Origin of the sequence: Candidatus Hinthialibacter antarcticus (assembly GCA_030765645.1) — a bacterium.
Lineage (GTDB): Bacteria > Hinthialibacterota > Hinthialibacteria > Hinthialibacterales > Hinthialibacteraceae > Hinthialibacter > Hinthialibacter antarcticus.
The window spans coordinates 241,535-266,416 of sequence record JAVCCE010000011.1 but is presented as its reverse complement, the minus strand read 5'-3'; the positions used below and the strand labels follow the sequence as shown (position 1 = coordinate 266,416).

The 24,882-nt window shown below is 50.9% G+C and carries 18 protein-coding genes; 6 read left to right on the top strand and 12 right to left on the bottom strand.

The features are described 5' to 3' along the window. Window position 1: 1 nt before the first annotated feature. Window positions 2-1,942 carry a TonB-dependent receptor gene (locus P9L94_03940; GenBank protein ID MDP8243208.1) on the bottom strand — a complete coding sequence of 647 codons (1,941 nt, stop codon included), beginning with the start codon at window positions 1,940-1,942 and terminating at the stop codon, window positions 2-4. Between the two features lie 173 nt (window positions 1,943-2,115). Continuing rightward, entirely contained in the window at window positions 2,116-2,826 is a 711-nt protein-coding gene (locus P9L94_03935) for a hypothetical protein (GenBank protein ID MDP8243207.1), read from the bottom strand. A gap of 412 nt (window positions 2,827-3,238) precedes the next feature. Here P9L94_03935 and P9L94_03930 point away from each other — a divergent pair, with 412 nt between their 5' ends. Then, the gene (locus P9L94_03930) at window positions 3,239-4,051 is read left to right on the top strand and encodes a response regulator (protein MDP8243206.1); all 813 of its coding nucleotides are present in this window, start codon (window positions 3,239-3,241) and stop codon (window positions 4,049-4,051) included. A 406-nt stretch (window positions 4,052-4,457) separates the two neighbouring features. After that, window positions 4,458-5,711: a Gfo/Idh/MocA family oxidoreductase gene (locus P9L94_03925; protein MDP8243205.1), complete on the top strand. Its 1,254-nt coding sequence runs from the start codon at window positions 4,458-4,460 to the stop codon at window positions 5,709-5,711. 104 nt (window positions 5,712-5,815) lie between these two features. On the opposite strand, the gene P9L94_03920 is transcribed toward P9L94_03925, so the two are convergent. The 4 genes from P9L94_03920 to P9L94_03905 form a co-directional block, all read right to left on the bottom strand. Further along, entirely contained in the window at window positions 5,816-7,561 is a 1,746-nt protein-coding gene (locus P9L94_03920) for a CocE/NonD family hydrolase (GenBank protein ID MDP8243204.1), read from the bottom strand. A 37-nt stretch (window positions 7,562-7,598) separates the two neighbouring features. Continuing rightward, window positions 7,599-8,792 carry a DUF5009 domain-containing protein gene (locus tag P9L94_03915; GenBank protein MDP8243203.1) on the bottom strand — a complete coding sequence of 398 codons (1,194 nt, stop codon included), beginning with the start codon at window positions 8,790-8,792 and terminating at the stop codon, window positions 7,599-7,601. Window positions 8,793-8,808: 16 nt separating this feature from the next. Then, window positions 8,809-11,541: a GH116 family glycosyl-hydrolase gene (locus P9L94_03910; protein ID MDP8243202.1), complete on the bottom strand. Its 2,733-nt coding sequence runs from the start codon at window positions 11,539-11,541 to the stop codon at window positions 8,809-8,811. Window positions 11,542-11,946: 405 nt separating this feature from the next. Further along, entirely contained in the window at window positions 11,947-12,627 is a 681-nt protein-coding gene (locus tag P9L94_03905; GenBank protein MDP8243201.1) for a DUF1080 domain-containing protein, read from the bottom strand. A 169-nt stretch (window positions 12,628-12,796) separates the two neighbouring features. Between P9L94_03905 and P9L94_03900 the strand changes: the two genes are divergently transcribed. Then, entirely contained in the window at window positions 12,797-14,602 is a 1,806-nt protein-coding gene (locus P9L94_03900; protein ID MDP8243200.1) for a DUF5060 domain-containing protein, read from the top strand. Between the two features lie 54 nt (window positions 14,603-14,656). Beyond that, window positions 14,657-15,568 carry an alpha/beta hydrolase-fold protein gene (locus tag P9L94_03895; GenBank protein MDP8243199.1) on the top strand — a complete coding sequence of 304 codons (912 nt, stop codon included), beginning with the start codon at window positions 14,657-14,659 and terminating at the stop codon, window positions 15,566-15,568. Between the two features lie 2 nt (window positions 15,569-15,570). On the opposite strand, the gene P9L94_03890 is transcribed toward P9L94_03895, so the two are convergent. From P9L94_03890 to P9L94_03865, 6 genes are all read right to left on the bottom strand, one after another. Beyond that, the gene (locus P9L94_03890; GenBank protein MDP8243198.1) at window positions 15,571-16,167 is read right to left on the bottom strand and encodes an SIS domain-containing protein; all 597 of its coding nucleotides are present in this window, start codon (window positions 16,165-16,167) and stop codon (window positions 15,571-15,573) included. A gap of 224 nt (window positions 16,168-16,391) precedes the next feature. Continuing rightward, entirely contained in the window at window positions 16,392-17,138 is a 747-nt protein-coding gene (locus P9L94_03885) for a DUF1080 domain-containing protein (GenBank protein MDP8243197.1), read from the bottom strand. A gap of 30 nt (window positions 17,139-17,168) precedes the next feature. Beyond that, window positions 17,169-18,473 (bottom strand): Gfo/Idh/MocA family oxidoreductase, encoded by a 1,305-nt coding sequence (locus tag P9L94_03880; GenBank protein ID MDP8243196.1) that lies wholly within the window; start codon window positions 18,471-18,473, stop codon window positions 17,169-17,171. Between the two features lie 85 nt (window positions 18,474-18,558). Beyond that, window positions 18,559-19,488 carry a hypothetical protein gene (locus P9L94_03875; GenBank protein ID MDP8243195.1) on the bottom strand — a complete coding sequence of 310 codons (930 nt, stop codon included), beginning with the start codon at window positions 19,486-19,488 and terminating at the stop codon, window positions 18,559-18,561. Between the two features lie 22 nt (window positions 19,489-19,510). Next, window positions 19,511-20,332 (bottom strand): sugar phosphate isomerase/epimerase family protein, encoded by an 822-nt coding sequence (locus P9L94_03870; GenBank protein ID MDP8243194.1) that lies wholly within the window; start codon window positions 20,330-20,332, stop codon window positions 19,511-19,513. 445 nt (window positions 20,333-20,777) lie between these two features. Continuing rightward, the gene (locus P9L94_03865) at window positions 20,778-21,797 is read right to left on the bottom strand and encodes a Gfo/Idh/MocA family oxidoreductase (protein ID MDP8243193.1); all 1,020 of its coding nucleotides are present in this window, start codon (window positions 21,795-21,797) and stop codon (window positions 20,778-20,780) included. Between the two features lie 203 nt (window positions 21,798-22,000). Here P9L94_03865 and P9L94_03860 point away from each other — a divergent pair, with 203 nt between their 5' ends. After that, a complete protein-coding gene (locus P9L94_03860) occupies window positions 22,001-23,872 on the top strand; it encodes a glycoside hydrolase family 97 N-terminal domain-containing protein (protein ID MDP8243192.1) in 1,872 nt (623 codons plus the stop codon). Between the two features lie 4 nt (window positions 23,873-23,876). Continuing rightward, window positions 23,877-24,872, top strand: a complete 996-nt coding sequence (locus P9L94_03855) for a Gfo/Idh/MocA family oxidoreductase (GenBank protein MDP8243191.1) — start codon at window positions 23,877-23,879, stop codon at window positions 24,870-24,872. Window positions 24,873-24,882 lie beyond the last annotated feature (10 nt).

Genomic DNA, 24,882 nt, shown 5'->3' with positions numbered 1-24,882 from the left:
TTTAGAATGTCCATGTCACCTTTGCGTATACCTGACGGTCGACTTCAGACGGAAACGCGGCGAAAAAATTCGAGCGCGTAAATTCAACATGACTGTCGTTCAATAAGTTTTGTCCACCGAGTACGAACTCGAAATTATCGCCAGGCGACCAACTCAAGCGGGCGTCCAACGAAAAATAAGACGGAACGTCATACGTCGGCAGTTTGTCGGTGTAACGAAGCCAGAGGTCAAAGTCGATCTCCTCGCCGATATCAAGCGAACTGCGCAAGGAGGCTTGATGGCGGGGCGTTCCGTTTTCATCGCTTAACACATCTACGATTGGGTTGTCTGACGGCAGATGCAGTTGAATGTCGATCCAGGTATAGGTGAGCGCCCAGGCCCACCATTCAACGGGGGCGTAGTCCACCGCGATTTCAGCGCCGTAGGTTTCTCCATCCATGTCGTTGTCCGCCAAAATAGGCGCCACGCCATAGAGGCCGTCATCCGATAAGGTCAGCACATCCGGCGTACCCGAACGCAGACCTGTGTATTGGTTATAAAACACGGCTGCGTCGAAGGTCAATTTTTGGCTGAACAGATAGCGGTAGCCGATTTCAAACGCAAGCAGGTCTTCAGCATCGAAATCTTCATCGCCTTGAACATACGCGACCACTGGAATGGGCAGCGGGTTTCTTTCGCTTGACGGAGGCGTAGCCAAAATTGGAAAGCGGATGTCATGTTCAAAGCGCGATGGCGTACGCACGGCGCGAGAAATGGCGCCCCACAGCCGGTGCTGTTCATTGGGCGACCAGAGCAGTCTGCCGCTCGGCTGGATTTCAAAGCCCGAATAATCATTGTGTTCAAATTTGCTGCCGAGCGTGAGCGTTAATTCATCTTCAATGAGTTCGATTTTGTCTTGTAAGAACGCATTCAATAACTGGTCGTTTCGGCTCGCGGGCGACGCCATATAACGGATCGTGTCGTCAATGTCATCAGCAGTGAGACGGTATCCCAGTCCCCAACTGAATTCTTGCCAGTCCGACAATGGGAAATTATGCTGGAAATCAATATCAAAAATATGGCGGGTGATGTCGGCGTATGCGTTATCGCGGCGGTCGTGATCGTAATAGGTTTGTAGGCTTATGTTTGATTCATCGTAGAGTTGTCGTTCCCAGTTGGCCAAAATATACCCGCCGTAATAGTCATCGTCGCCGAGAAAGTGGTCTAAGTATGGCGGCGTAGAAAACGGCAGCTGTTCGGCGGTTTTAGATTCCCCCGTATAGAGATTGCCTTGGAACATTACCGCGTCTTGAGACGACGGCGTCCAATCCATGCGGAAACCGGCGCGCCCGCCGCTCCACTCGTCGTCCGCGTTGTCGCCGTTTCGCGTTGAAAAATGGTCGCGGTCGAAAAATTTACCGTACAATCGGTAATCGGCTTCGCTGCCTAATGGTGCGCCATATCGAAACTGGGTGATGTTTTGGTCTTCCGTCCCCACCAACACGCTGAGAAGCCCGCCGCGCGTGTCAGCGGTTTTTTTGGTAATGATGTTGATGACGCCATTGACGGCGTTGGCCCCCCATAGCGCTGCTCCGGGGCCGCGTATGATTTCGATGCGGTCGATGTCGTCTAAGATTAAATCTTGCATATCCCAATACACGCCGGAAAACATCGTCGTATAGACTGAGCGCCCATCAATCATCACCAACAGTTTGTTGCCGAAGCGGTCGTTGAATCCGCGGGCGCTGATCGCCCATTTGTTGGAATCAATTCGCGCAACGTGTAAACCGGGAGACAGGCGCAGCGCCTCCGCCACGCTGGTCACGCCAGAGCGTCGAATGTCTTCTTGCGAAATCACATAAATGGCGGCGGCGGCGTCCAATTGGTTTTCAGCTGTTTTTGAAACTGTCGTGACTTGCAGATTTAATAATTCTTCTAAACTGAATTGTGTAAGTGGCGACATACTTTCGGTGGACGGCTTTTCATTCGCTTCTCCTGTAATTGAACAGAAAAACAAGGCAAGACAAATGCTTCGTTGAGTTGATAAACGAAAATTGAATACCCAATAGAAAGCCCAATAGAAAGAACCTATACTCGGTATAAACGAATTCTTTCTACAAGCGTTTCGCAACGAATTTAGTCGAGCGCAGACTTCCAATTTCTGATTCCAGTGTCCAGTGGTGGTTCAATTTGTTGAATCGACAGGCTGTCGCCGCCGCCAATCGCGTCTGAACGAACGAGGCCTACGCTTGGGTGATACCATTCTGTCGTTTCGATCCGTTCTTCTAGACCTGGAATCGAGAAGGAGACCAGGCGTTCCATCTTCAATGTATTGTCAAACTGTCCGAGTGGGGTTTCGAGCGATTCAAACCCCAGAACATTCATTGTTACATTAAAATTGATATTAACAGGGATTGCCGCCAAAAACACGAGAGACGTTCCTGTTTGAGTTATGGTGTCGCCGATGGCAACAAACCGCGCGGTGGAGATTGGTGGATCAAACTTGAGTTCCATCGGGAAGGATGCACTGCCGATTTCTGCAGTAAATGCTACGCCGACTGTGTCCCAGGATGTATCACTGACCAAAAAATAATTGGTATTGACGCTGTTTTCAGCCACGATGGGGCCGCTCAAGCGTTCTTGTTTGAGCGTGGTGAAACCATTGAAAGAAAAGTCAGGCGTGTATTCAAATCGTGTGACATACGCGCCGTCTGTTGTTTGGCCGACATAACCGGAAGCAACGGGGGGATCGTTAAAGCGAAAATACTCAACTAAGTCAACTTCTTGCGCCATACCGCTCTGGGAAACAAACACAAACAATGCAAATAAAATAGACAGTCGTCTCATCGTTAGATTATCCATCATTTCGAATTGATTTTGGTGCTCTTTTATTTTTTTCTGAACCAAATAATGATATACTAAAAAACACGGGTGTATTTGTATAGCGTGTCAGGGTGGTACAATAAGATTTTATTATATCATAATTAAAGGTTAAAAGAACCCATAAATTTGCGAATGGTTGAAATGAAATAGTGCATATTCCGTGCTAAAAGTAAATAATTTTGCGAGAAATGGATAGTAATAATGCAGTCAGCAGCACAACGGTATTAGTGTGAAGCATTTGTACGATTATAATGTAAATTATTGAAATGAAAATGTTATGTGAATTTGTTTTTTGTAACTTATTGTTTTTCTTCGTGGAGACTATGCTATCTTTAAAGAAAAGAAATACGATTAAAAACAAGTGGTGAATATAAAAATGGTAACTGTCCTAGTCGTTGATGATGATGCGAACTTTCGATTGCTAGCGCGACGCGCGTTGGAGCAAGCCAATTTAACCGTGATCGAAGCGTATTCGGGTCAGGAGATGTTGGACCGCTTCGCTGCTAATACTGTCGATGTGATTTTGCTCGACATTATGATGCCGGAGATGGATGGCTATGAAGCCTGCCGCCGCTTACGCAGCCTGCCTGACGGAGGCCTGGTTCCGGTATTGATGTTAACGGGATTGGATGACATCGAGTCGATAAAAAATGCCTATGAAGCCGGAGCGACTGACTTTATATCAAAACCCGTTAATTGGTTGATTTTGGGTCATCGCGTTCTCTTTCTGCAACGCGCCAATAGGCAAATTCGTGAAACCGTTCAACAAGAACTCAACAACCTAGCTGCGTTATATGATTTACCGGAACTTGCAATTCCAGATGAAGACGACGCTGAGTGGCAAGAAGAACATACCGAAATGTTGAGGGCGATATACACCCTGCAAAATATCGTTGGCGGTGAACTCTTCAATCAATACTTCACTGACTTCTTAGGGGATATCCAAGTATTACTCAAACAACTCAAAGAAGCGGCGAATTTAGAAGATGAACTCGAAATTAAAGACAAAATCATTACGCTCAAAGTGAAATTTGGAACTCTGAGCGCAAGAACATTGAATAACGATTGCGAAGAAATCTTGTCGCTCAATATTGCCGAAAATGTAGAGAAAATGCGCACGATAGTGAATAAAATTATTACCCGGTTTGATCAAGTCGATGAGATCATTCGCGAAAGATTCGGATTATGATAAAAAATGGTTCATCCGGTAAGTGAGTACCTATATTGATGGATGGTCATGATTTTGATTATGAAAACATATCCCGGCGTATCAAAAATTGACAAACCAATCAAGCATGGGTGGAACTCTGGGAGCGCCTGTGCATAAGGGCTTGAAAGCCCGCACCGAAGTGAGCAGAGGTGTACCCCTGATACAGCAAAAGATCAAGAATTCACGAAAAGGCGTCAAAAAACGCAATTCAATTTGTGATAAAGTACCCAAATACCGGAAGAACTCTTTTTTTACTTTTTCTAGACATGCGAGATGTATATACATTTTACTGGTTTTTAGATGCTTCCCCGTTTTCGTTGCCGCCGATTCATGCTATTTGTAGGGGGATGTGAACAATAGGAACTGTGTTCAGGAGGAGAGTGAGATGGAATCGAAGGACCAGGTTTCACGCAGATCATTTATTCAAAAGAGCGCCGGAGCAGTTGCAATTGCGGCTCCGCTTGTTTTGCCTTCGCGGGTTTTGTCCGGCCCGAATGACACCATCAATGTTGGAGTGATCGGCCCGGGCCGTCGCGGACAACAAATAATGAAAGACCTGCAAAACGCTAAAGGCGGGCAGATCGTTGCGCTCAGCGACGTCAACGAAGAGCGCATTGAGATGTTGGGAAATAGAAAACCCTGGAAACTCTATACAGATTTTCGCAAGATGTTGGAATCGAAAGAAGTGGACGCGGTGCTGGTCGCAACGCCCGACCATTGGCACGCGCTGAATTCGATCTACGCCTGCATGGCGGGCAAAGACGTCTACTGCGAAAAGCCGATGACGCTGACCATTCAAGAAGGCCGGGTGATGGTGCAAGCCGCGCGCAAACACAAACGCATTGTTCAATGCGGCAGCCAACAGCGTTCGATGAAAGCCTGCCGCATCGGCATTGAATTAGTCCGCCAGGAGCGCGTCGGCAAGATCAAAGAAGTACACGGCTACCGCTATGCCAGCCCGTGGGACCAACCGTTCCCTGAAGATACGCCGCCTGCATCGCTCGATTGGGATATGTGGTTGGGGCCAACGCCTAAACGCGCCTATCACGACGATATCTATACGCCGCGGGCCAACCCCGGTTGGATCTCGATCATGCCGTATTCCGGCGGCGAAGTGACCGGTTGGGGCGCGCACGGCGTGGATATTATTCAATGGGGACTCGATATGGAAAAATCCGGCCCGGTTGAAATTTGGCTGGGCGATAACCACCGCGAACTTGATGCGCCCGTTCACATGAAATACGCCAACGGCGTTGTCTTGCACATGGACGGCAACGCGCCGGAAGGCGGCGGAGTGTTCGTCGGCGAAAAAGGAAGCATCACAGTGGATCGCGGACGCTTTGAAGTGAACCCCAAATCGCTAGGGGCTGTAGGGCCGGACGCAGGCAATTCACTTTATGTCAGCAACGACCACATGCAAAACTGGATTGATTGCATCAAGAGCCGCGAACTTCCAATTGCAGACGTGGAAATTGCTCATCGCTCGACGTCGGTTTGCCACTTGATGAACATTGCCCGCTGGACGCGCCGCAAGTTACAGTGGAACCCGGACAAAGAGCAGTTTGTGGATGACAAGGATGCGAACACGTATATTGATCGCCCGCGCCGTTCCCCGTGGGAACTGCCGAAGATTTCGTAACGGATCTAAATGGAAAAACAAATCCCCCATTCGCGAAAGCGGGTGGGGGATTTTTGCATTGTTGTACTCCGGCTTCAGTAGGTCTCTGCTGCCTGATTCATCGCTTACTTCCTTGGAATCACCGGCAAAACTATATGCGACGGGTGTTCGGCGTCGTGATAGATTGTCTGCGTTGCTTTGATGAGTTGCGTATCAGCGCCAAATTCATGCCCCGTGTTTGGGTTGCGGTCGAAGCGCGGGAAGTTGCTGCTTGAGACTTCGACGCGGATGCAGTGGCCTTTCTTGAATTCGTTTGACGTGACCCACAAGTCAATTTCATATTCATACACGGTTCCAGGCTCAATGAGTTCGAGATTCGTGTCGGAATTGCGATAGCGGGCGCGGATGATTCCATCGCAAATGTTGTACGCCTTGCCGTCAGGATGAACGTCGACCAGTTTGGCGGTGAAGTCGGTATCGGTTGCGGTTGATGAGGCGAACAGCGTCATCGTGACCGGACCGGTAACTTCGAGGTCATGATCTAACGGCCCTGTGGTATACACCAACACGTCGGTCCTTTTCTCAACGTCTTGTTGATTAAACGGCCCAATAGGTGCGCCGACTAAATTGTTGCCGCCTGTGGTTGGGACAGGGTTTTCTGGGTCGTACGTAAACTCGTCGGTGGTTTGTTGACTGGGGCTTTCGAAGCGTAAGGCGCCGTCGCCCGATGATGAATTCGCGCTGCCGTTGCTGTGGAGATAGACCTTCGTCCATACGGTTTCAGGCAGCGGCCATTCGTTGGCGCTGCGCCATTCGTTTCGTCCCATGACGAACAGGCGGTAGGGCGGCCAGTTGCTGGCTTCCGTTTGTTCGCCTTTGAGCCAATACGAATACCAGGCGTCTTCAATTTTTCCCATTTCAATTTTGGATGCCTCGCCGAAGTCAATGTCGCCGACTTTGGTTTGATTGACGCCGTGCCCCCAGGGGCCGATGATGCAGAGCGCGTTGCGCCGCGACATGGGGTCTTTGCTTTTCTGGCGGACGCTGGCGATGTTTTCGATAGCGATTTTGGCAAAAATGTCATACCAGCCGCCGATGTTTAATATGGGGACGGTGATGTCTTCATATTGGCTGGTAATGCTGCGTTGCTTCCAATAGTCATCGTAGGTTGAGTGTTTAATCCAGTCGCGAAGATAGAAGATTTCTTTGCCGACGGCGTCGTCCCAGGTTTGCAGCGGAAGATGGGTATACGCTTTCGCCCAATCAATTTGCGGCGGCGTTTCTCCAGGCTTGAACGAGACCATGGTTCCCCAGCCCATCGTCAATGCGAGCTGATAGGCGCCGTGGACGTAATTGGTTCCGAGGTAGGCGTCTGAAAAGGGAACGACCGGGAGCATGCAACTCAAGAGCGGGCTGGTTTCGGGCGCGGACGACCATTGAGTGAAGCCTACATACGAGCCGCCGCCTGTGCCAATTTTTCCATCGCACCATGATTGTTGCGTGACCCATTTTACTGTGTCGAAGCCGTCTTCGCGGTCATAACGAAACGGGTCCCAGATTCCTTCGGAATCGAATTTTCCCCGGCAATCTTGCGAAACAAATACATAGCCCTGAGAGGTGAAGCGCTTTCCATTGCCGCCGTTTTCATCGCCTTTGCCGTAGGGTGAGCGCATCAAGATGACAGGGAAGGGGCCGTCGCCGTTCGGGATAAACACATTGGTCGCCAGTTTGACGCCGTCGCGCATTTCGACCATTACGTTTTTTTTGAAGGTGTAGTCGTTTGCTTGAGAGCAGACGGCGCCGGGAATCAATGCAAAGAGACAAATCAATGCAAAGAAGCGAATATACATATTCAGGCTTAGATTTTTCATTTCAAATTTCCCCTTCATTGCGCGCTACGTTAGATTGCTAGATGCGAATCAAATACTTGTTGCGGTACATCCAAAAGAGAATGAGCCAGAAGACTGCTAACACTGCGAATCCACTGACAAGGGTTTGATACGGCTCGCCAAAAATTAAGAAGACGCCATGGCCTAAGTGGCGTTGAAACGCTTCATGGATGAAGTCTTCCATGAGCCAGCTCATGCAATACAGCGTGATCGAGTTCATGCCGAAAATCAAAAAGACAAACGACCATGATTTGGTCCCCCACACGTCAATCAGCTGATATAAAAACGCTAGGAATAAAAAACACCACCCGCCGCTGAACAGCGTCCACGCCGGGGTCCAGATGCGTTTGACGATGGGGCATAGGCCGAAGGCGTGCAGTAACACGCCTAGCGCCAGACAGGCAAAGCCGATTGAAACTAGCGCCCCGACTTTGGATTGATGCGATGCTTCTTTTTTGACGATTTGCCCGGCGAGCAGTCCGAGAATCATGGTGCCAAGCGTCGGGATGAAACTAAGCGTTAAGTAGCCGCCGCCGTTATAAACAAAGGGATTTTCACGCGGGAAGAGATTTAAGAACCATTGTTCAAAGCCAGCGGCGAAGTTGGTGTTTTTGTTCCAATGCGCGGCGAAGCCGGATAACTGATGCGACCAATCCGCCGGAACGCCTACGCTGGTGGTATCGAAGCCTGCGGGCGGCAGCGGGTATAGCGCGAACGCAAGCCAATAGCCAAACAGCAATGCGCCCAAAACGCCAATTTGTGCGCGTAGGGAAGTGAAGCCTAACAGAAAGAGAAACCAGTAGCCCAAACCAATTTGCGTTAATGTGTCCTCAAAAGTGAAGTAGGTTTGAGAGGAATGAAGTGAGCGTAAGAAAATTCCTATAGAGATGAGCAAGACGGCGCGCCAGACGGCGTGTAGGTTCATTTGCAGCCAGGATTGTTCTTTCTTGAGGCGGCTGGCGATGGAGAAGGGAAGCGCGACGCCCACCATAAAAGAGAACGAAGGTTGGATGAGGTCATGCAGCGAACATCCGACCCATTCGACGTGAGATTGATGGAAACTGAGAGTGTTCCAAAACCAACTGTTGGGGAAATAGCCCGCTATGCGGCTGAGGTGAAGCACCTCTGCGACCATTAAAAACATGACGATGCCGCGGTATGCGTCCAGTGACGCTAGGCGCTGTGGTTTCTGAACGATTGTAGGCTCCGGCATAACATTTCTCTTTCAATTAAACGGATTTTGGGATTCTCAATGACGTTGAACCGCCTTGCGCGAGTTCAAGCGTTGCATCAAATGAGTGTGCGCCAAAGTCGCGAAGCGCAAAATCTTTGAATTTTATATTTCCGTGCAAAACCGTGAATTCAATTTCACAATTTGACCGCGATTTTTTGATTTTGCAGGTTCCCCAGGCGTAACCGTTCGCCCAGAAATGATTGCCGGATTCGGCGGCGAAGGTGATACGTTTTTCTGGCGCAGAATAAGAAAACCCGGTCATCGCCAATACCGCCGCCCAGCTGGCGAGTGCGCGGGCGTAATGGTGTCCGCACTCGGCTTCGTTAAAGGGATTGCGTTTCAAGCCGTCATAGCGGTCGCGAATCGCCTGAATGCACTTCATGCCTTCTTCCGTCTGGCCTTCATACAACATGCCGATTGCGGCGGTATATTCAAAGCCGGTCATGGCTTCGGTGAAATACGGAAACGGATTTTCCGGGCGGCTTTTGGGATAACTTGCCATTAGCAGCGCCGCTTCGTCGGCGAGAGCGAAGGTGCGCATACAGTTGAAGTGGTCGCTGAGATCAGCGTGGAAGTTGTATTTCATAATGCTGGCGAGCGTGGTTTTGACATGCTGTTCGTCGGTGAGATAACCCAGTTCACAGATGTGCGCCAGGAACTGTCCCACCAATTGGTCAACCAGACAGCCTTCGCCTAATTGATAATCAGGGTTGGCGACGTCTTTGGCGCCCATGCCGATTAACAAACTCGGCGCGATGTCATCGCGGCTTGCTGGAGGCTTGATCTGGTGAATGTAATATTCGCCGTTGAATAAATTCTGGTCGAGCCAGGTTTTTCCACTTTCAAACAGGCGGCGGCATTCAGCGGCGAAATCATTCTGGCCCAGCGCCTTCGCCATTTTTTCTCCCGCGCGTAATGCGCCCAGATACCAGACGCCCATCTGTGGGTTGGGGCCGTAATATTCGACATCCATCGTATTGTGTTGGCAGCCTTCCATCACGCCGTCGCGGTCGGCGTCCCACCCGCCGTTGATCCAACAAAACTCGATGGCCTTTTTAACGTGAGGCCAGAGTTTTTTTAGCATCGCGTCGTTGCCCGACAGGCGCCAGTCGCGGTACATTTTCATGATGCAGCCCATCTGTCCGTCCGCAGCGGCTTTGCCAAAATGATGCGCGCGCTCTAAAGGCAAATGGACGCGGAAACTCATCATGCCTTGTTCATTGGTCGCCTGGGCGAACTCGACTTCCCGCATGGTCATTGCTAAATCGCCGAAGAGGTGCGCGACGGCTTGTTCGTAATTCCAGACGTGCGTACAGGAGCCATGACAGCAGCCTTGGGTGTTGCAGCAGCCTTCGTAGCCATAGAAGCGCCCGTCCGGCGTGCGGAAACAGGTTTGCGAGCGGATGGTGCTCAGATTAAACAGCGCCGATTCTTTGACGACTTCGGGCAGGTCGCTTTCGCAAAAGGCTGTGACGAAGTTATGTGTCTTTTTTTCAAACGCATCAACCGTCTTTGCGAGATGTTCCGCCGCCGCCCAGGCGTTTTCGTATTGTGTTGTGTAATGGTTGCCGATAATGTCTGCGTCGGCGTGATCGCCGCCGCGCGGCGTCCAGGTAATGCGATTGGGGAAATGCCATGTCAGAAAGAATTCCATTTCACATGACATTTTTGGCGGTAGTTCGATTTCAGACGTGAGCGAGGCGATCGGCATGTCATGGCCGCTGACCGGACGCTCGTCGAGTCTGCCGTCTGCGCTGAAGTCATCCCAAAAATCAAGCAGCGTTGCGCCCCAGCCTTTGTTAGGCCAGTCGATGCGATAGGTCGAATTTGCAAGCACTGGCGTGGTCAGCGCCATTGAACCCCAGCAGTTTGATTTCGGGTCCACGCCTTTCGTGGTCATCAACACGCCTCGAATTGGCGGCGTTTCTTTAAATTCATTTTTGTTTTTTTTCGCGCCGACTGGAATAAAATCGCCGTCCCAGCCGCGCTGTTGTTCGCGTCCGTCCATGCCGATGAAATTCGGAATCGAACCGCACACGGAAGCGAAGACAGGTTTATTCGTTTTGTTTGTCAAACGAAATCGTAGTACCGCGCCGGGGATGCTGCTTGCCTCAGCATCGCAAGGAACGAACGGATTAAATGCCATAATTTTAACGTCAACGGGAATGTTTGGGTCGGACAAGGCGCATTGCCCGAATGGATAGGCCGTCGCGAACGCACACTCTTTAAAGCGGGGTACGTTGTCATTGGGGATGGGGCTGCCGTGGCTGCCTTCATAAAGAAAGGCTTCGACCGGGCCTTCGAGTACTCGCGTCTGCGTTTCGCCTGACGCCTCGCGGGTAAATAGCGAAAAAAACGGCGCGATGTCGCCGCGTTTTGGCGTGAAGCCTTTGGCGGGGCGGTTCATGATTTCCCAGTCGCGCAGGTCGCCGCGTCCGCCCAGTGAGACGGTCCCGGTTCCGATGCCGCCCAGCGGCAGGGCGATGCGGGCGACATGAGTTTGCGGGTAGCGCTTCAAGATCGGCCAGGGGCTTTGGTCGAACTGATTGAGGAACTTTTTTTGTTTCGCGGTTGGTTTAACGGCGACCTGGGCGCTGGCGCCGGGCGCGGCAAGAGCAATGCCGGTTCCGATACCAGTGGTCTTTAGAAAATCTCTGCGGCTGACGCTGCAGTCGTCTGCTGGGCCGCTGCAACATTCAACGATGGGGAGCGAATTCTTGTCGTTCATGGTCTCACCTCGTGTAGCGTTTCCATGGAGTCGATTTCCCGCCATCGTAACATAAATATATGGAGTCAATCTATTCGGAAATGATGAAGATGTGAGAAATATGATTGCTTCAATGAATGATGAAAATGCAAGTCATGCTTTGGGGTTGGGCTTTGCTTGTCTTCGCGTGACTTATTGCTGCTGGTTACGAAAGCCAGTAAACCAAATTAGACATGGATGCAACTCTGAAAGCGCCTGTGCATAAGGGACTGAAAGCCCGCATTGAGGCGAGCAAAGTTGTACCCATGCCACATGCAGCGAAATCTCAATTCAATTTATAAAAAAAAGTACCCCGTTTTCGGAAGAACCATAAAAAAAGAGCGGGCCGAAACCCGCTCTTTTATCCATATACCATTCAAGCAGAAACTACTTGAGTTCTTTAATTTTGATGTTGCGGAAATAAATCGGGGCGCCCGCGTGTTTGCCCTGGAAGCCGATGTGGCCTTTGGTGGTCAAGGTCGCCATTGGTTTGCTGAGCCATGCGGGAATTTCGCTGCCGTCAGGGTTTTTCTTCGCATCCGTCCATTTGCTCATATCGCAAACGGTAACGGTTTCGCCGTTGAGCATGACGTAGATCATGTTATCAAGGCAGGTGATAGTGTAGCGGTTCCATTCGCCGGGCTTTTTGACGACGCTCTTGCTGGCGGCGAGGCGACCAAAGATGGCGGCGCATTGCCAGGTGCGGTCATGGTCGGCCCATTCTTCCGAGTGGTCGTCGGCAATTTGGATTTCAACGGAATTCGGAATCCAATTGTCCATGTCGCTGCAATGGACGATGACGCCGCTGTTGGTGCCTTCGGCGGTTTTAAATTCGAGGTCGACAATGTAATTGTCGTATTCTTTTTTGCTCCACAGGGCTTGGTCTTCGCTCGCGGTGAAGACGCCGTCTTTAACCGTCCAAACGCCTTCCGGGAAAATCGCGTCGGATAAATCGGTCTTGAATAATGGCTGCCAGTCTTTGCTGTCGGGATGGGAGGCGGTCGCGTTTAATGCGAACAACGACAAGCAAAGGCAGGGGACCAGTGCGGCAATGGCATACTTCTTCATGGGAAATTCTCCTTCGGTGAAATAGAACTGACTGGGCAATATTATACGCCGGGCGGCGGCGAGAATATATCCTCTTACCTGCTTTTCCAGGATCGTTATTTGTATAGACAGGTGATTTTTTCAATTTTGTTTGATATATTGATGCTCATACTTTGTGGAGGAAGAAGAAATGAATGTACGAACGAATTTAGTCATATTGATGGTTCTATCTATTTGTCTGAATGTTTGCGTCGCTTCTTTTGGCGGCGAAGTGAGCGGTGAATTAAAAACCTGGCATAAGGCGACCATTTCATTTGAAGGCCCCGAGACCAGTGAAAATGCAAATCCGAACCCGTTTACCGACTACCGTCTCAATGTGACTTTCTCTAAAGGCGATTCCCAATATGTTGTCCCCGGTTATTTCGCTGCTGATGGAAACGCCGCGAACACGAGCGCAACATCGGGGAATATCTGGCGGGTTCATTTCGCGCCCGATTCAATAGGGCCGTGGACGTACAGCGTTTCGTTTCGTAAGGGAAATAATGTTGCCGTGTCTGAAAAACCTGACGCTGGTGAAAGCGCAGGCTTTATGGATGGAGAAACTGGCGTTGTCACAATCACCGCCAGCGATAAAACCGGGCGCGACTTTCGTTCCAAGGGCCGCTTGAGTTATGTCGGCAAACATCATCTTCAGTTTGAAGGGACGAAAGACTATTTCTTAAAATGCGGCGCGGATGCGCCGGAAAACCTGCTTTCTTACGCTGACTTTGACGGCGATTTTAAGACTGACGGTAAGAAAGATCAATTTATCAAAACCTGGGAGCCTCACATTCGCGATTGGAAAAACGGCGACCCCAGTTGGCAAGACGGCAAGGGAAAAGGATTGATTGGCGCGATTAACTATCTTGCCTCTGAGGGGATGAATGTTTTTTCATTTCTAACGCTTAACATCATTGGCGATGATCAAAATGTATTTCCTTATACGGATTATGACGAACGGCTGCGTATTGATGTTTCAAGAATGGATCAGTGGGAAATCGTTTTTGAGCATGGAACGCAGAATGGCATGTATCTTCACTTTAAAACGCAAGAAGCGGAAAACCAGGAACTGCTCGACGGCGGCGCCTTAGGCGTCGAACGGAAACTGTATTACCGCGAATTGATCGCCCGGTTCAGCCATCACCTCGCTTTGAACTGGAACCTGGGTGAAGAAAATGGGAAATGGGGCAACCACGAAGGCCAAAACACAGAAGAACGACGCGCAATGGCGCAATATTTTCACGACCACGACCCGTATCAACACAATATAGTGATTCATAACGGTCAGCCATTTGATGATTTGCTTGGTGATCAGTCGGCGCTTACGGGCGCTTCGGTTCAAACCAACAAACCAGACTTTAGCCAGGTTCACGGCGCGGTGCTCAATTGGATTCGGAAATCCGCCAAGGCCGGTAAGCCCTGGGTGGTCGCATGCGATGAACCGGGCGACGCCTCACATTCATTACTTACGGATGGTGAAGACCCCGAGCACAACGATGCCCGCAAAAACGCTTTGTGGGGAACCATGCTCGCGGGCGGCGCCGGGATCGAATGGTATTTCGGTTATAAACACCCCCATTCTGACTTGACCTGCGAGGATTGGCGTTCACGCGACTTGTTCTGGGACCAGTGCCGATATGCGCTGGAATTTTTTGATTCTCAACAGGTTCCATTCTGGACGATGACAAGCGCAGATGAATTAACTGCTGCTGAGGATGATTACTGTTTTTACCAGGATGGAGAAATCTATGTGGTCTATTTGAAAAACGGCGGCGAAACAACCTTAGACCTGAAAGACCATCAAGGCGCCTTTAGCGTCAAATGGTTTAATCCACGCAAGGGCGGAAAATTACAAACGGGATCCGTCAGCCAAATCAATGGCCCGGGCCAGCAGTCGATTGGAACGCCGCCGAATGAATCAACTCAAGATTGGACGGTATTGATTAAAAAAAAATAACATCCATTGAGACATTCAACATGCTTTGATAATACGTATCGGGAGATTATAGGCATGAATTTAAAGTGTCGAATTGCAATCGTTTTTGTCGTTACAGTAATGTTGAATAACGTCTGTGCGCAGGAGCCGCAGGTTGAACTGCGGTATCCATACGGCCCGGATTCCATGCGGCAGGAGGGCGTTCCTCAGGGTAAAGTGATTGAGTATACATGGAATGACAGCAACGTGTTCCCTGGAACCATTCGGCGCTACTACGTCTATGTCCCCGCGCAGTACGATGGCAGCAAACCCGCTGCGTTGATGGTGTTTCAAGACGGTCATGCCTATTTGAACGACAGCGGTGATTTTCATGCGCAGATTGTTTTTGATAATTTAATTCACAAAGGCGATATGCCGGTGACCATTGGCGTGTTTATTGATCCCGGGCATAAAAAAACAGAACTGCCCGAACATCCCGGTTGGAGGCCGCAACCCGAAAACCGAAGTTTTGAATATGACACGTTGAGCGATGATTATGCGACATTTTTGCTGAAGGAAATTTTGCCCGAAGTACGAAAGCAATACAAAATTATCGACGACCCCGAAGGCCGCGCCATCGGCGGAATCAGCAGCGGCGGTATCTGCGCGTTTACTGTTGCGTGGGAACGCCCCGACCAGTTTCGTAAGGTGTTGAGCCACGTCGGCAGTTTCACCAACATTCGCGGCGGGCACAACTACCCAGCGCTGATTCGCAAGCATAAAGAAAAATTGCCGATTCGGGTGTTCCTTCAAGACGGCAGCAACGACCTCGACAACGCGCATGGCAACTGGCCGCTGGGCAATAAGCAGATGGCGGCGGCATTGGCGTTTCGCGATTACGATTATAAATTCGTTTATGGCGAGGGCGCTCATAACGGCAATCACGGCGGCGCGATTCTGCCCGATTCATTGCGTTGGTTGTGGCGCGATTACAAATTGCCAGAATAGCGTTAAGTAATGTTGTCGGTGCGCGCGCGGCGGCCCAAGTAGCCGCCGTGATGGCGTAGGCCGAAATCTTTCTTGCCGACGCCTTTCAGTTCCATCAGGGCAATCGCCAGCGCGTCGGATATCGCCAACATGACCGCGAGGCTGGTGGTTGGCGTTAGCCCCAGAGGACAGGCTTCTTCAACAACGCCCATGTCGAGAATGATCTCGCTGACCTTGCGTAGCTCCGAATCAGGATGCGAAGTGATTCCGATGATGTGGTTTAAATTGAGATGGCGCGACAATTCGAGCATCTCAATCACTTCGTTGGATTTGCCGCTCGTTGAAAAAGCGATGATGCAGTCTTGATGATCGACTAAGCCAAGGTCGCCGTGGGCCGCTTCGCCGGGGTGGATGAACGCGGCGGGCGTGCAGGTGGAGCATAGCGTTGCGGCGAACTTGCGCGCGATATATCCGGCTTTGCCGATTCCGGTGGTGAGGATTTTACCCTTACATTCATTCATCGTCAGCACGGCGCGTTCAAATTCGTGATTGACTTGAATCGACGCGACCGCCTGCGCTTCTTTTTGAATGATGTCTTTCATTCGTTCAATAATGTTCATGGGTGTAAGCGCTTTCGTGTTTTGTCGTTTTATTGAATTCGCTGTCGGGGTTGGATTTCGCTTGTCTCCGTCGCGGCTTTTTGCCGCTGACTACGAAAGCGGCTTCACCCAATCCCCTACAGCGAATTAATGACCGGCTCCTTATAGAAAGCGAAAAAGGCCTTCCAAAACAAACGCCCTCAAAGCGAGGGCGTTATTGCTGTGCACAGTCTGATGCGTTGCGTTTATTTGTCGAGCGGCAGGATTTCGATATTCCGAAATTCGCAGGGATGGCTTTCGGATTGCACGGAAATATAGCCGCCTTCGATTAGCGTCCCGTCGTCTTTTTGCGATTTCTCATATTCCATCACTTTTTCGCCGTTGACTTTGTGGATGATTTTGCCCGAGCCATGCACCTCAACCTCGCAAGTCACCCATTGTTCGCCGTGGTAGGTTTCGGATGCGGAGTTGGTGCAATGTTGTTTGATGAGTTTGCCGTCCATCACCACTTGCGTTCCCGGCGTACAAAGATTGGCGGTAGAGCGGTCGTCTTTACCATTGCCGCCCAGCAGTTGCACTTCGATGCTATCAGGGAAATCCTGATCTTTGGTCATTGTCGCAGGGTCCTGACAATGCAGCATGATGCCGCTGTTGCGCAGCGCCCAGCCTTCGCCGCCGTTGCACTGTTCGCCGACAAAGCGGTATTCAAGGCGGAACTTATAACTAGAAAACGGTTCCTTAAAAAACAGGTGTCCATAGCGCTTGTCAAATTTGTCGTACTTCTCATACGTTACTTTGATGACGCCGTCTTCGACGTAAAAGGTATTCCCAAAATTGTCGCCCAAGTCGTAGCCTTTTATTTTCGGCGTCCAACCGTCGAGGTTTTTGCCGTTAAAGAGTGGAATCCACCCCTCGTCGTCAGCGGCAAAGGCGCCCACGCATAAAACGAGAGATATAATCATCGCGAAAGTAAAACGAAAGCGTAATTTCATTCTTGCTTCTCCCATGATTTCTTCTTTGATTTAGGCCTGCAATGACCAAGGCGCCCGCATGGGGCGCTTTAGCCGTTTGTTTGCATCGGCGTCGTTGATGAATGTTTCTGTTGATGGATCAAACGTCAGTTTTCGTTGCAACCGAATGGCAATGTCGCTCACATGACAGAGCGCGTCGCCTTGCACCGCAACCTCGACCGGGCTGATGGTTGGTTTTCTCGACCGTACGCAATCGAGATAGTTGCCAACGTGGTTGGCGCTTTGATAGAGCGGCGTCTTGATGTCGGCGTCGGTGATTTCTCTCGAACAAACCATCTTGCCGCGCCGCACGTACACCCAGCCTTCGCTGCCTTCAAACGCGGTGCCGTGGCCTTCGTTCTCGCCATAGCGTTCGATCCAGTCCTGAGGGATGCGTGGGCCTTTGAACTCGAGTTTCACGCCGCTGCCGAGTTGAATGTCAATGTCCCAGTGCATGGCGGTGTCGCACACGCCCTCGCTAGGAAACTCACCGGTCCCTTCAATTGTCCACGGCCCGGTGAATTTGCCTTCGCCGCCCCACAGCGCGATGTCAATCGGGTGAATGCCCCAACCCGCGATAAAGCCAAGCGCATAGTCTGATATATACCACCACCATTCATTCGAACAGCGGTTTTCCGTATACGGGACCTTGGGGGCGGGGCCGAGCCAGCGGTCATAATCGAGCCACTGCGGAACGGGCGCCGTCTGGGTCGGGCCGCCCGATGCGCTGCCCGGCGACCACACGCGAATGGTTTTTAACTCGCCGATTAATCCGTTTTGTACGATCTCACAGGCGCGTCGAAACTGTGCATCCGAGCGCTGTTGCGTTCCAAATTGAAAGATGCGTTTGTGTTTTTGCACTTCGGCGCGCATGACCTGATCTTCTTCCAGCGAAAGCCCCATCGGTTTTTCCATATACACATCTTTGCCCGACCGCACGGCGGCGAGAGAGGTCAAAACGTGCCAATGGTCGCAGGTCGCGACCAACACCGCGTCGATGTCCTTTCGCTTAACCAGTTCGCGAAAATCATGGTAGGGCTTGCATTCCTGGTTGTCATAAAATTGGTTGACGAGGTCGGTCTTTTCTTTTAACACGTTGCTCTTCACGTCGCACAACGCAGTCACAGTGCAGTTGTCATTGCGCAGTAAATCGCGCAGTCCGTCCGTGCCGCGCGGGCCCACGCCGATACAGCCGACTTGGATTTTGTCATTGGCGGATACATGCCGCGATAAGCCTAGGGTTGATGCTTGTACGATCAGCGGCGCCGCCAGGCCCGATTGAAGAAACGAACGGCGTTTGATGGTTTGCGTTTTCATGGTTGCGCTCCTGCAATGTCGAAGATAAACGGTTGCATGTTATTCTCCAACAGATTGGCCGCGATGTCGAGCGCCCGTGCCTTGCCTAGTGCATTTCCACGTCGCAAGTCCCCAGTCCGCCGCGATAGAAATTGAATTGTACGTTGGGGTGGTCGGCTAAAAGCGACATGGGGACGCTGCTGTCGGCGAGTTGCTTGCCGATCATCAAAGCCGTCAGTCTCATGCCGAACGGATTATCATGCGCGCCCGCTTGCCAGATCGAGATTTTCTCCGCCTGCCAGGTTTGCACCGGCCCCACCGTGACCGCTTGGGTGGGGACGCCAGTTACCACCCCGCCGCCGCTGGTGCGCGCGTTTTGCATGACCGTGACCGGGTGCAGGTCAACCACGCGGGTTGAGAGTTGGCGGTAATCGTCTGGCGAGGGCGGCGCGTCGGCGTATTGTCCTGCGCGTTTGACGGGATCATTAAACGCCCAGTGTTTAATATCGCCCTGGCCGCCTTGCATCACCGCACAGCGTACGCCGTTCCAACTTTGGACGTATTGAATGGTATCGGCTTTGGGGAAATGTAAGTTCTTGTCTGGCATTACGAGTTTTGGATTGATGAGGTCGAAGCACAATTCCCGGTCGGCTTTTTCAAACGAAAGCGGGTGATCGACGCTGACTGAATTGCCGTCAAGCACCCATTCGTCCATGCCCCAGAAATGGGCGTGCTGCAAGTTGAGTTCTAACTCATTCACCAGTCGCGCAACCAGAGGCAACTGCTCGGTCGGGCCGATGGGGCCGCAAACGCCGACCGGGTCGTCCGCCGTTGCTTGTTTCCATGCAGTGATATATTCGAGCGCTTCGGCGAGGTAAAAGTCTTCGAGGGTATCATAAAAAACGACGCGAAAGCCGTCGCGCGACAACGCCAGCATATCGTCCGGCGTTAGCCGCGCCGCTTCGTCTAATAGGTCGTCGTCCAGCGTTGTAAAGTCCCACCAGTTTGGCGCAAGAATGCTGTGTTTTCGCGACATGATTGATCTCTCCTTGAAAGAATTACACTTGAAATGCGCTGATGCGTTCCGCCGCGAGTTTGATGTCGCCAAAGCGGTCGTCGCCTGCTTCGCGTTCGATGGCGACGGCGCCTTTGTAGCCGAGCGCATTCAATATTGTCAAGAAGTTATGCGCGCCGACTTCGCCGTCGCCCCAGGGCACTTCTTCGCCCCAGGTTCCAGGCGTCTTGGTGAGAGTGGCGTCTTTGATATGGACGTGGCGGATCCACGGCGCCAGCACTTTGATCGCTTCGGCGGGGACGCCTTTATTATAAAGAATCATATTTGCCGGATCGAAATTGACGTATAGCGCGGGGTGGTTTATTTCTTCTAGAAAATGCTTGAGGTCTTCTGCGCTTTCCTGACCGGTTTCCATGATGAACTTTACGCCTTTTTCGGACGCGTAATCCGCCAAAATTTTGGTGCGGTCATAGAATTTTTGCGCGTATTCTTTCTGGGTGTGGTCGAGGAAGCCGAAGTGCATCAGCAGGTATTCGGTATTTAACTCGGCGGTGAGGTCAATGGCGCCTTGGGCGAGTTTCTGGTTTTCTTCCCAATGCTCATCGGAGGCGATGCCGCCGGTGGCCTGAATGCTCTCCAGGCTCGAGTAATCTTCGCACGGAAAATTAATCATGGTCGCGCTGATGGTCCAATCCTGTTGCTTGACGAACTCAAGATACTCGGCGCCGTTGTCTTGAAGCGCGGGCAAAAGGGCGAGGTTGATATAGCCGACGTCTAATTTTTTTAATGCTGCCGCAACGTCCTGGACGTCTTGTTGAAACGACCAACTGCATACTGAAACCGGCCAGTCTAAACATTTTCGCATAGTTCATTTCCTCTGATTCTGTTGTTTCGTGAGACCGCCTCGGGGTTGGATTCCGCTTGTCTCCGTACGGCTTTCAGGCCGTTACTCCGAAAGCCGCTCCACCCAATCCCCTGCGGCTTTCGTTTATGTAGTTACTATTTAAGGTTCTTCCGGCATTTGGATACTTTATCACTAATTGATTTACGCTTTGTTGACGCTTTTTCGTGAATTCTTGATCTTTCGCTGTATCAGGCATGGGTACAACTCTGCTTGCTTCAGTGCGGGCTTTCAAGCCCTTATGCACAGGCGCTCCCAGAGTTCCCCCCATGCCTGATTGGTTTGTCATTTTTTGATATGCCGGAGCCCGTTTCTAAATCAAAATTATGACCATCCACCAATGTAAGTACTCATTTACCGGATGAACCCTATTTAACTATCTTTTTAAGCGTAATAAAAAACAAGCCTGTTAAGCCAACGCAACTGGAGCGCCCGTCTCGATTGATTTTAGTTCCGCTTCGATGATTTGCACGGCGCGGCGCGAACTTTCGACGGTCACCACTTCATCTTGCTTTTCGCCATTGATCGAATGGATGAAATAATCAATCTGTGCGCGGTAGGCGTCGGTCTGGTCGTATTCCGGCGTGATGGGGTCGCCTTCCGCCGGGCAGATTTTGAACGCAGGGTCGCGGTTGATGTCGAAGACGATGGTGGCGTTTTCGAGTACGGCGTTGAAACTCATTTCAAAACCAAAGCCGGGCTTCATCATCCAGCCGCCTTCCGCCGTGACTAAAACATCGTCGTCATACACATAACTGGTGGAGAGGTGCGCCAGGATGCCGGACGAAGCGTGTGAGCCGTAACAGGAAACCGCTTTCGGCGCACCCAAAAGATATTGAACGAAGTCTGTGTCATGGATATGCAGGTCCAGCGCGACGCCGCCGCTGCGTTGTTCGCTCATCAACCAGTTGTCATGGCTCCAGGTTGGAGTCGCAGCCAGTCGGCGCATCGACAGCGCAATCAATTTGCCGTATTCGCCGCTATCAATAATCGCTTTGGTTTTGGCGTATTCCGGCCAGAAGCGGATGCAGTGGCCGATTTGTAATATTTTTTCTGAAGACTTTGCTGAACTCAACATGCGGTCGCATTCGGCAACGGTCAGCCCCATCGGCTTTTCGCATAACACATGAACGCCCGCCTCTAACGCCTGGCAAGTGAATTTTTCATGAATAAAGGTCGGCAGCGTAATCGAGACCGCGTCGAGTTTGGCGGACGCCAGCATGTCGCCAAAATCGGAATATAATTCAACCTCGCTGAGGTCGATAGGTTTGTCTGCGCCCTCGAGGTTACCTGCTTCGCTGTCTGCGTTTTTGATTGAATCAATCGCCGCATCGCAAACCGCAACTATGGTTGCGCCCGGGTGTTCCTGATAATGGTTGAAGTGCATTTTTCCCATGAAGCCGAAGCCAAGAATTCCAATACGCATCATTGCTTTCCTTACAATAGAAATTGTTGTGCATTTTTTTGATTATAGACGAACTGCCGGGCGAATTAACGCGGCGCGGGCCGATTTGGATTATTTTTTTACTACTCATACAAAAAGCAGCCTGAATCTGTATAAATATACAAATGCAAAGAAATTTGCTATGGTTTTCGGATATTTTGAAATGATGAACAAGAAAAGGAATTGCCATGAAGTTTTGTGTGTTCAGCACCTTGTGTCTGTTTTTTGCATCCAATATTCAAGCGGTTGAGATCGCGTCTCCTAATGGAGAGATTGAGGCAAATTTTTTCATAAAATCGACCGGGTCGCAATCGGATTGTCTGTTTTATGCGATTCAGTCTAATGAAAAAGTTATCATCGCCCCGTCTCAAATCGCATTTCGGTTTTCGGGGCAAGAGTTGTTTGAAGAACACCTTTCGGTCTCTGCGTCAGACGTGAAATTGCAAGATTCGACTTGGAAGCCCGTGTACGGTGAGCGCAGCCAGGTTCGCGACCGCTACAACGAATTGACAATTACGGTCGCTGAAAAAAATGAGCCGCATCGCAAAATCAATATTCATGTTCGCGTATATAACGAAGGCGTAGCGTTTTGTTATGAATTTCCCAAACAGGATGCGCTGCAATCGTTTACCATTGAGAGCGAGAATACCGAATTTAAATTTGAAAACGATTCTCCCGCCTGGGCGACGTATAGCGCGCAAGGGCTATATGAGAAACGCCCGATATCCAAAATCAAAAACGGTTGCGAGCGTCCTTTGACGGTTCAAGTCAGCGATGATTGCTTTGTCTCTCTCGCCGAAGCGCGGCTGGTTGATTATGCGCGAACCAAGTTTGATCCCACCGGAGAAGGGCAGCCGGGTGTTATAACTGCGCTGAGCAGCGACGTTCACGCGGAGGCGCCGTACCGGACGCCGTGGCGGGTGGTGATGATCGCTGAATCGGCGGGCGCGTTGTTGGAAAATAATGACTTGATTTTAAATCTGAATGATCCATGCGCAATTGAGGACGCATCGTGGATCAAGCCGGGCAAGGTGATTCGTGAAACCTCGCTTACGACGACGGGGGGAATGGCCTGCGTGGATTTCGCTGTGCGGAATGGTTTGCAGTACATCGAATTTGACGCAGGTTGGTATGGGCTTGAATACGATGACGCCTCCGACGCGACCACGATCACAGTTGACCCAGACCGTTCGCCGGGGCCGCTGGATTTGCACAAAGTAATTGAATATGCGAAACAAAAAGACATCGGCGTAATCGTGTACGTCAATCGCCGGGCGCTAGAAAAGCAGCTCGATGTGATTTTGCCGCTCTACAAGAAATGGGGAATCGCGGGCGTTAAATACGGCTTCGTCAATGTCGGTTCGCAAAAATGGACCGCTTGGCTTCATGACGCTGTTCGCAAAGCGGCTGACCACCAGCTGATGGTGGATATTCATGACGAATACCGCCCGACGGGCTATTCGCGCACCTACCCGAATTTGATGACGCAAGAAGGCATTCGCGGCGACGAAACCAAGCCGACCAATGATCAAACCCTAACGATTTTCTTCACCCGTATGCTGGCGGGTGCGGGCGATAATACCATTTGTTACTATGATCCACGCGTGATCGAGAATGCATCCCATGCTTATCAATTGGCGAAAGCCGTCTGTTTTTACAGCCCCTGGCAATTTGTCTATTGGTATGATTCGCCTGCAGAAATCGAGCAAGAAGACAACCGCGAGATCGAGTTCTTCGCGCAGGTCCCGACCGTCTGGGATGATACCCGCGTGTTAGACGCAGCGATTGGCGAATATGCCGTGATGGCGCGGCGCAGCGGCGACGAGTGGTTCATTGGCTGCATGAACGCCGCGACTCCACGCGACATTCGCGCGTCTCTTTCATTTTTAGAAGAGGGCGTTCAATATGAGGCGACGATGTATTCAACCGACAAGCAACTAAACACGCGCACCAAAGTCGCCATATCAAAACAACCAGTCAATTCCACCACACTATTGAATCTTCACCTGGTGAAAAATGACGGAATCGCAATTCGTATAGCGAAACAAAATACAAATTGAGGTCATGATGAAAAAACTTCGATGGGGTGTTTTAAGCACTTCGAATTTTGCGCAAACCAAAGTCGTTCCGGCGATGAAGCAATGTCAACTTTGTACGATTGACGCAATCTCCTCGCGTTCGCTTGAGACAGCCAAAGCGGCTGCGAAGAATTTAGAAATCCCCAAGGCCTATGGTTCGTATGAAGACCTGCTCGCAGATTCGGACATCGACGTAATTTATAATCCGCTGCCCAACCATCTTCACGTCGAATGGTCGATCAAAGCGCTCGAAGCGGGCAAGCATGTGCTGTGTGAAAAGCCGGTCGGGCTTTCGGCAATCGACGCGCAACGCCTGCTCAACGCCGCCAGGGCGCATCCTGAACTCAAGGTGATGGAAGCCTTCATGTATCGCCATCATCCCCAATGGGTCAAAGCGAAGGAACTGGTCGATAACGGCTCCATCGGCGAACTGAAGGCGATTCAGTCTGTCTTCACCTATCACAATCTTGATCCAAAAAACGTGCGCAACATGCCTGGCGTCGAAGGCGGCGGCGGACTCATGGATATCGGATGTTATTGCATCTCGCTGTCGCGCTTTATTTTCGGCGATGAGCCGACGCGGGTTTGCGGACAGTTAGAAATGGATGAGAACTTCAAGTCAGACCGATTGTCATCGGCGCTACTCGATTTTAAACAAGGCATGGCGTCGTTTATTTGCGCGACCCAGTTGGAGACGTATCAACGAGTCAACTTATACGGGACGCAAGGCCGCGTCGAAATTGAGATTCCCTTCAACGCGCCGCCTGACCGCCCCTGCAAGATGTGGCATCAGCATTCAGAAAAGATCAAAGAGATCGTGTTTGATATCTGTGACCAATATACCATTCAAGGCGATCTGTTTTCCGACGCGATTCTCAACAACAAGCCCGTTCCAACGCCGATGGAAGACGCGGTCAACAACATGAAGGTCATCGACGCAATCCAACAGAGCGTCAAAGACAACGGCTGGGTCGTTGTGTAGAAACCACCGT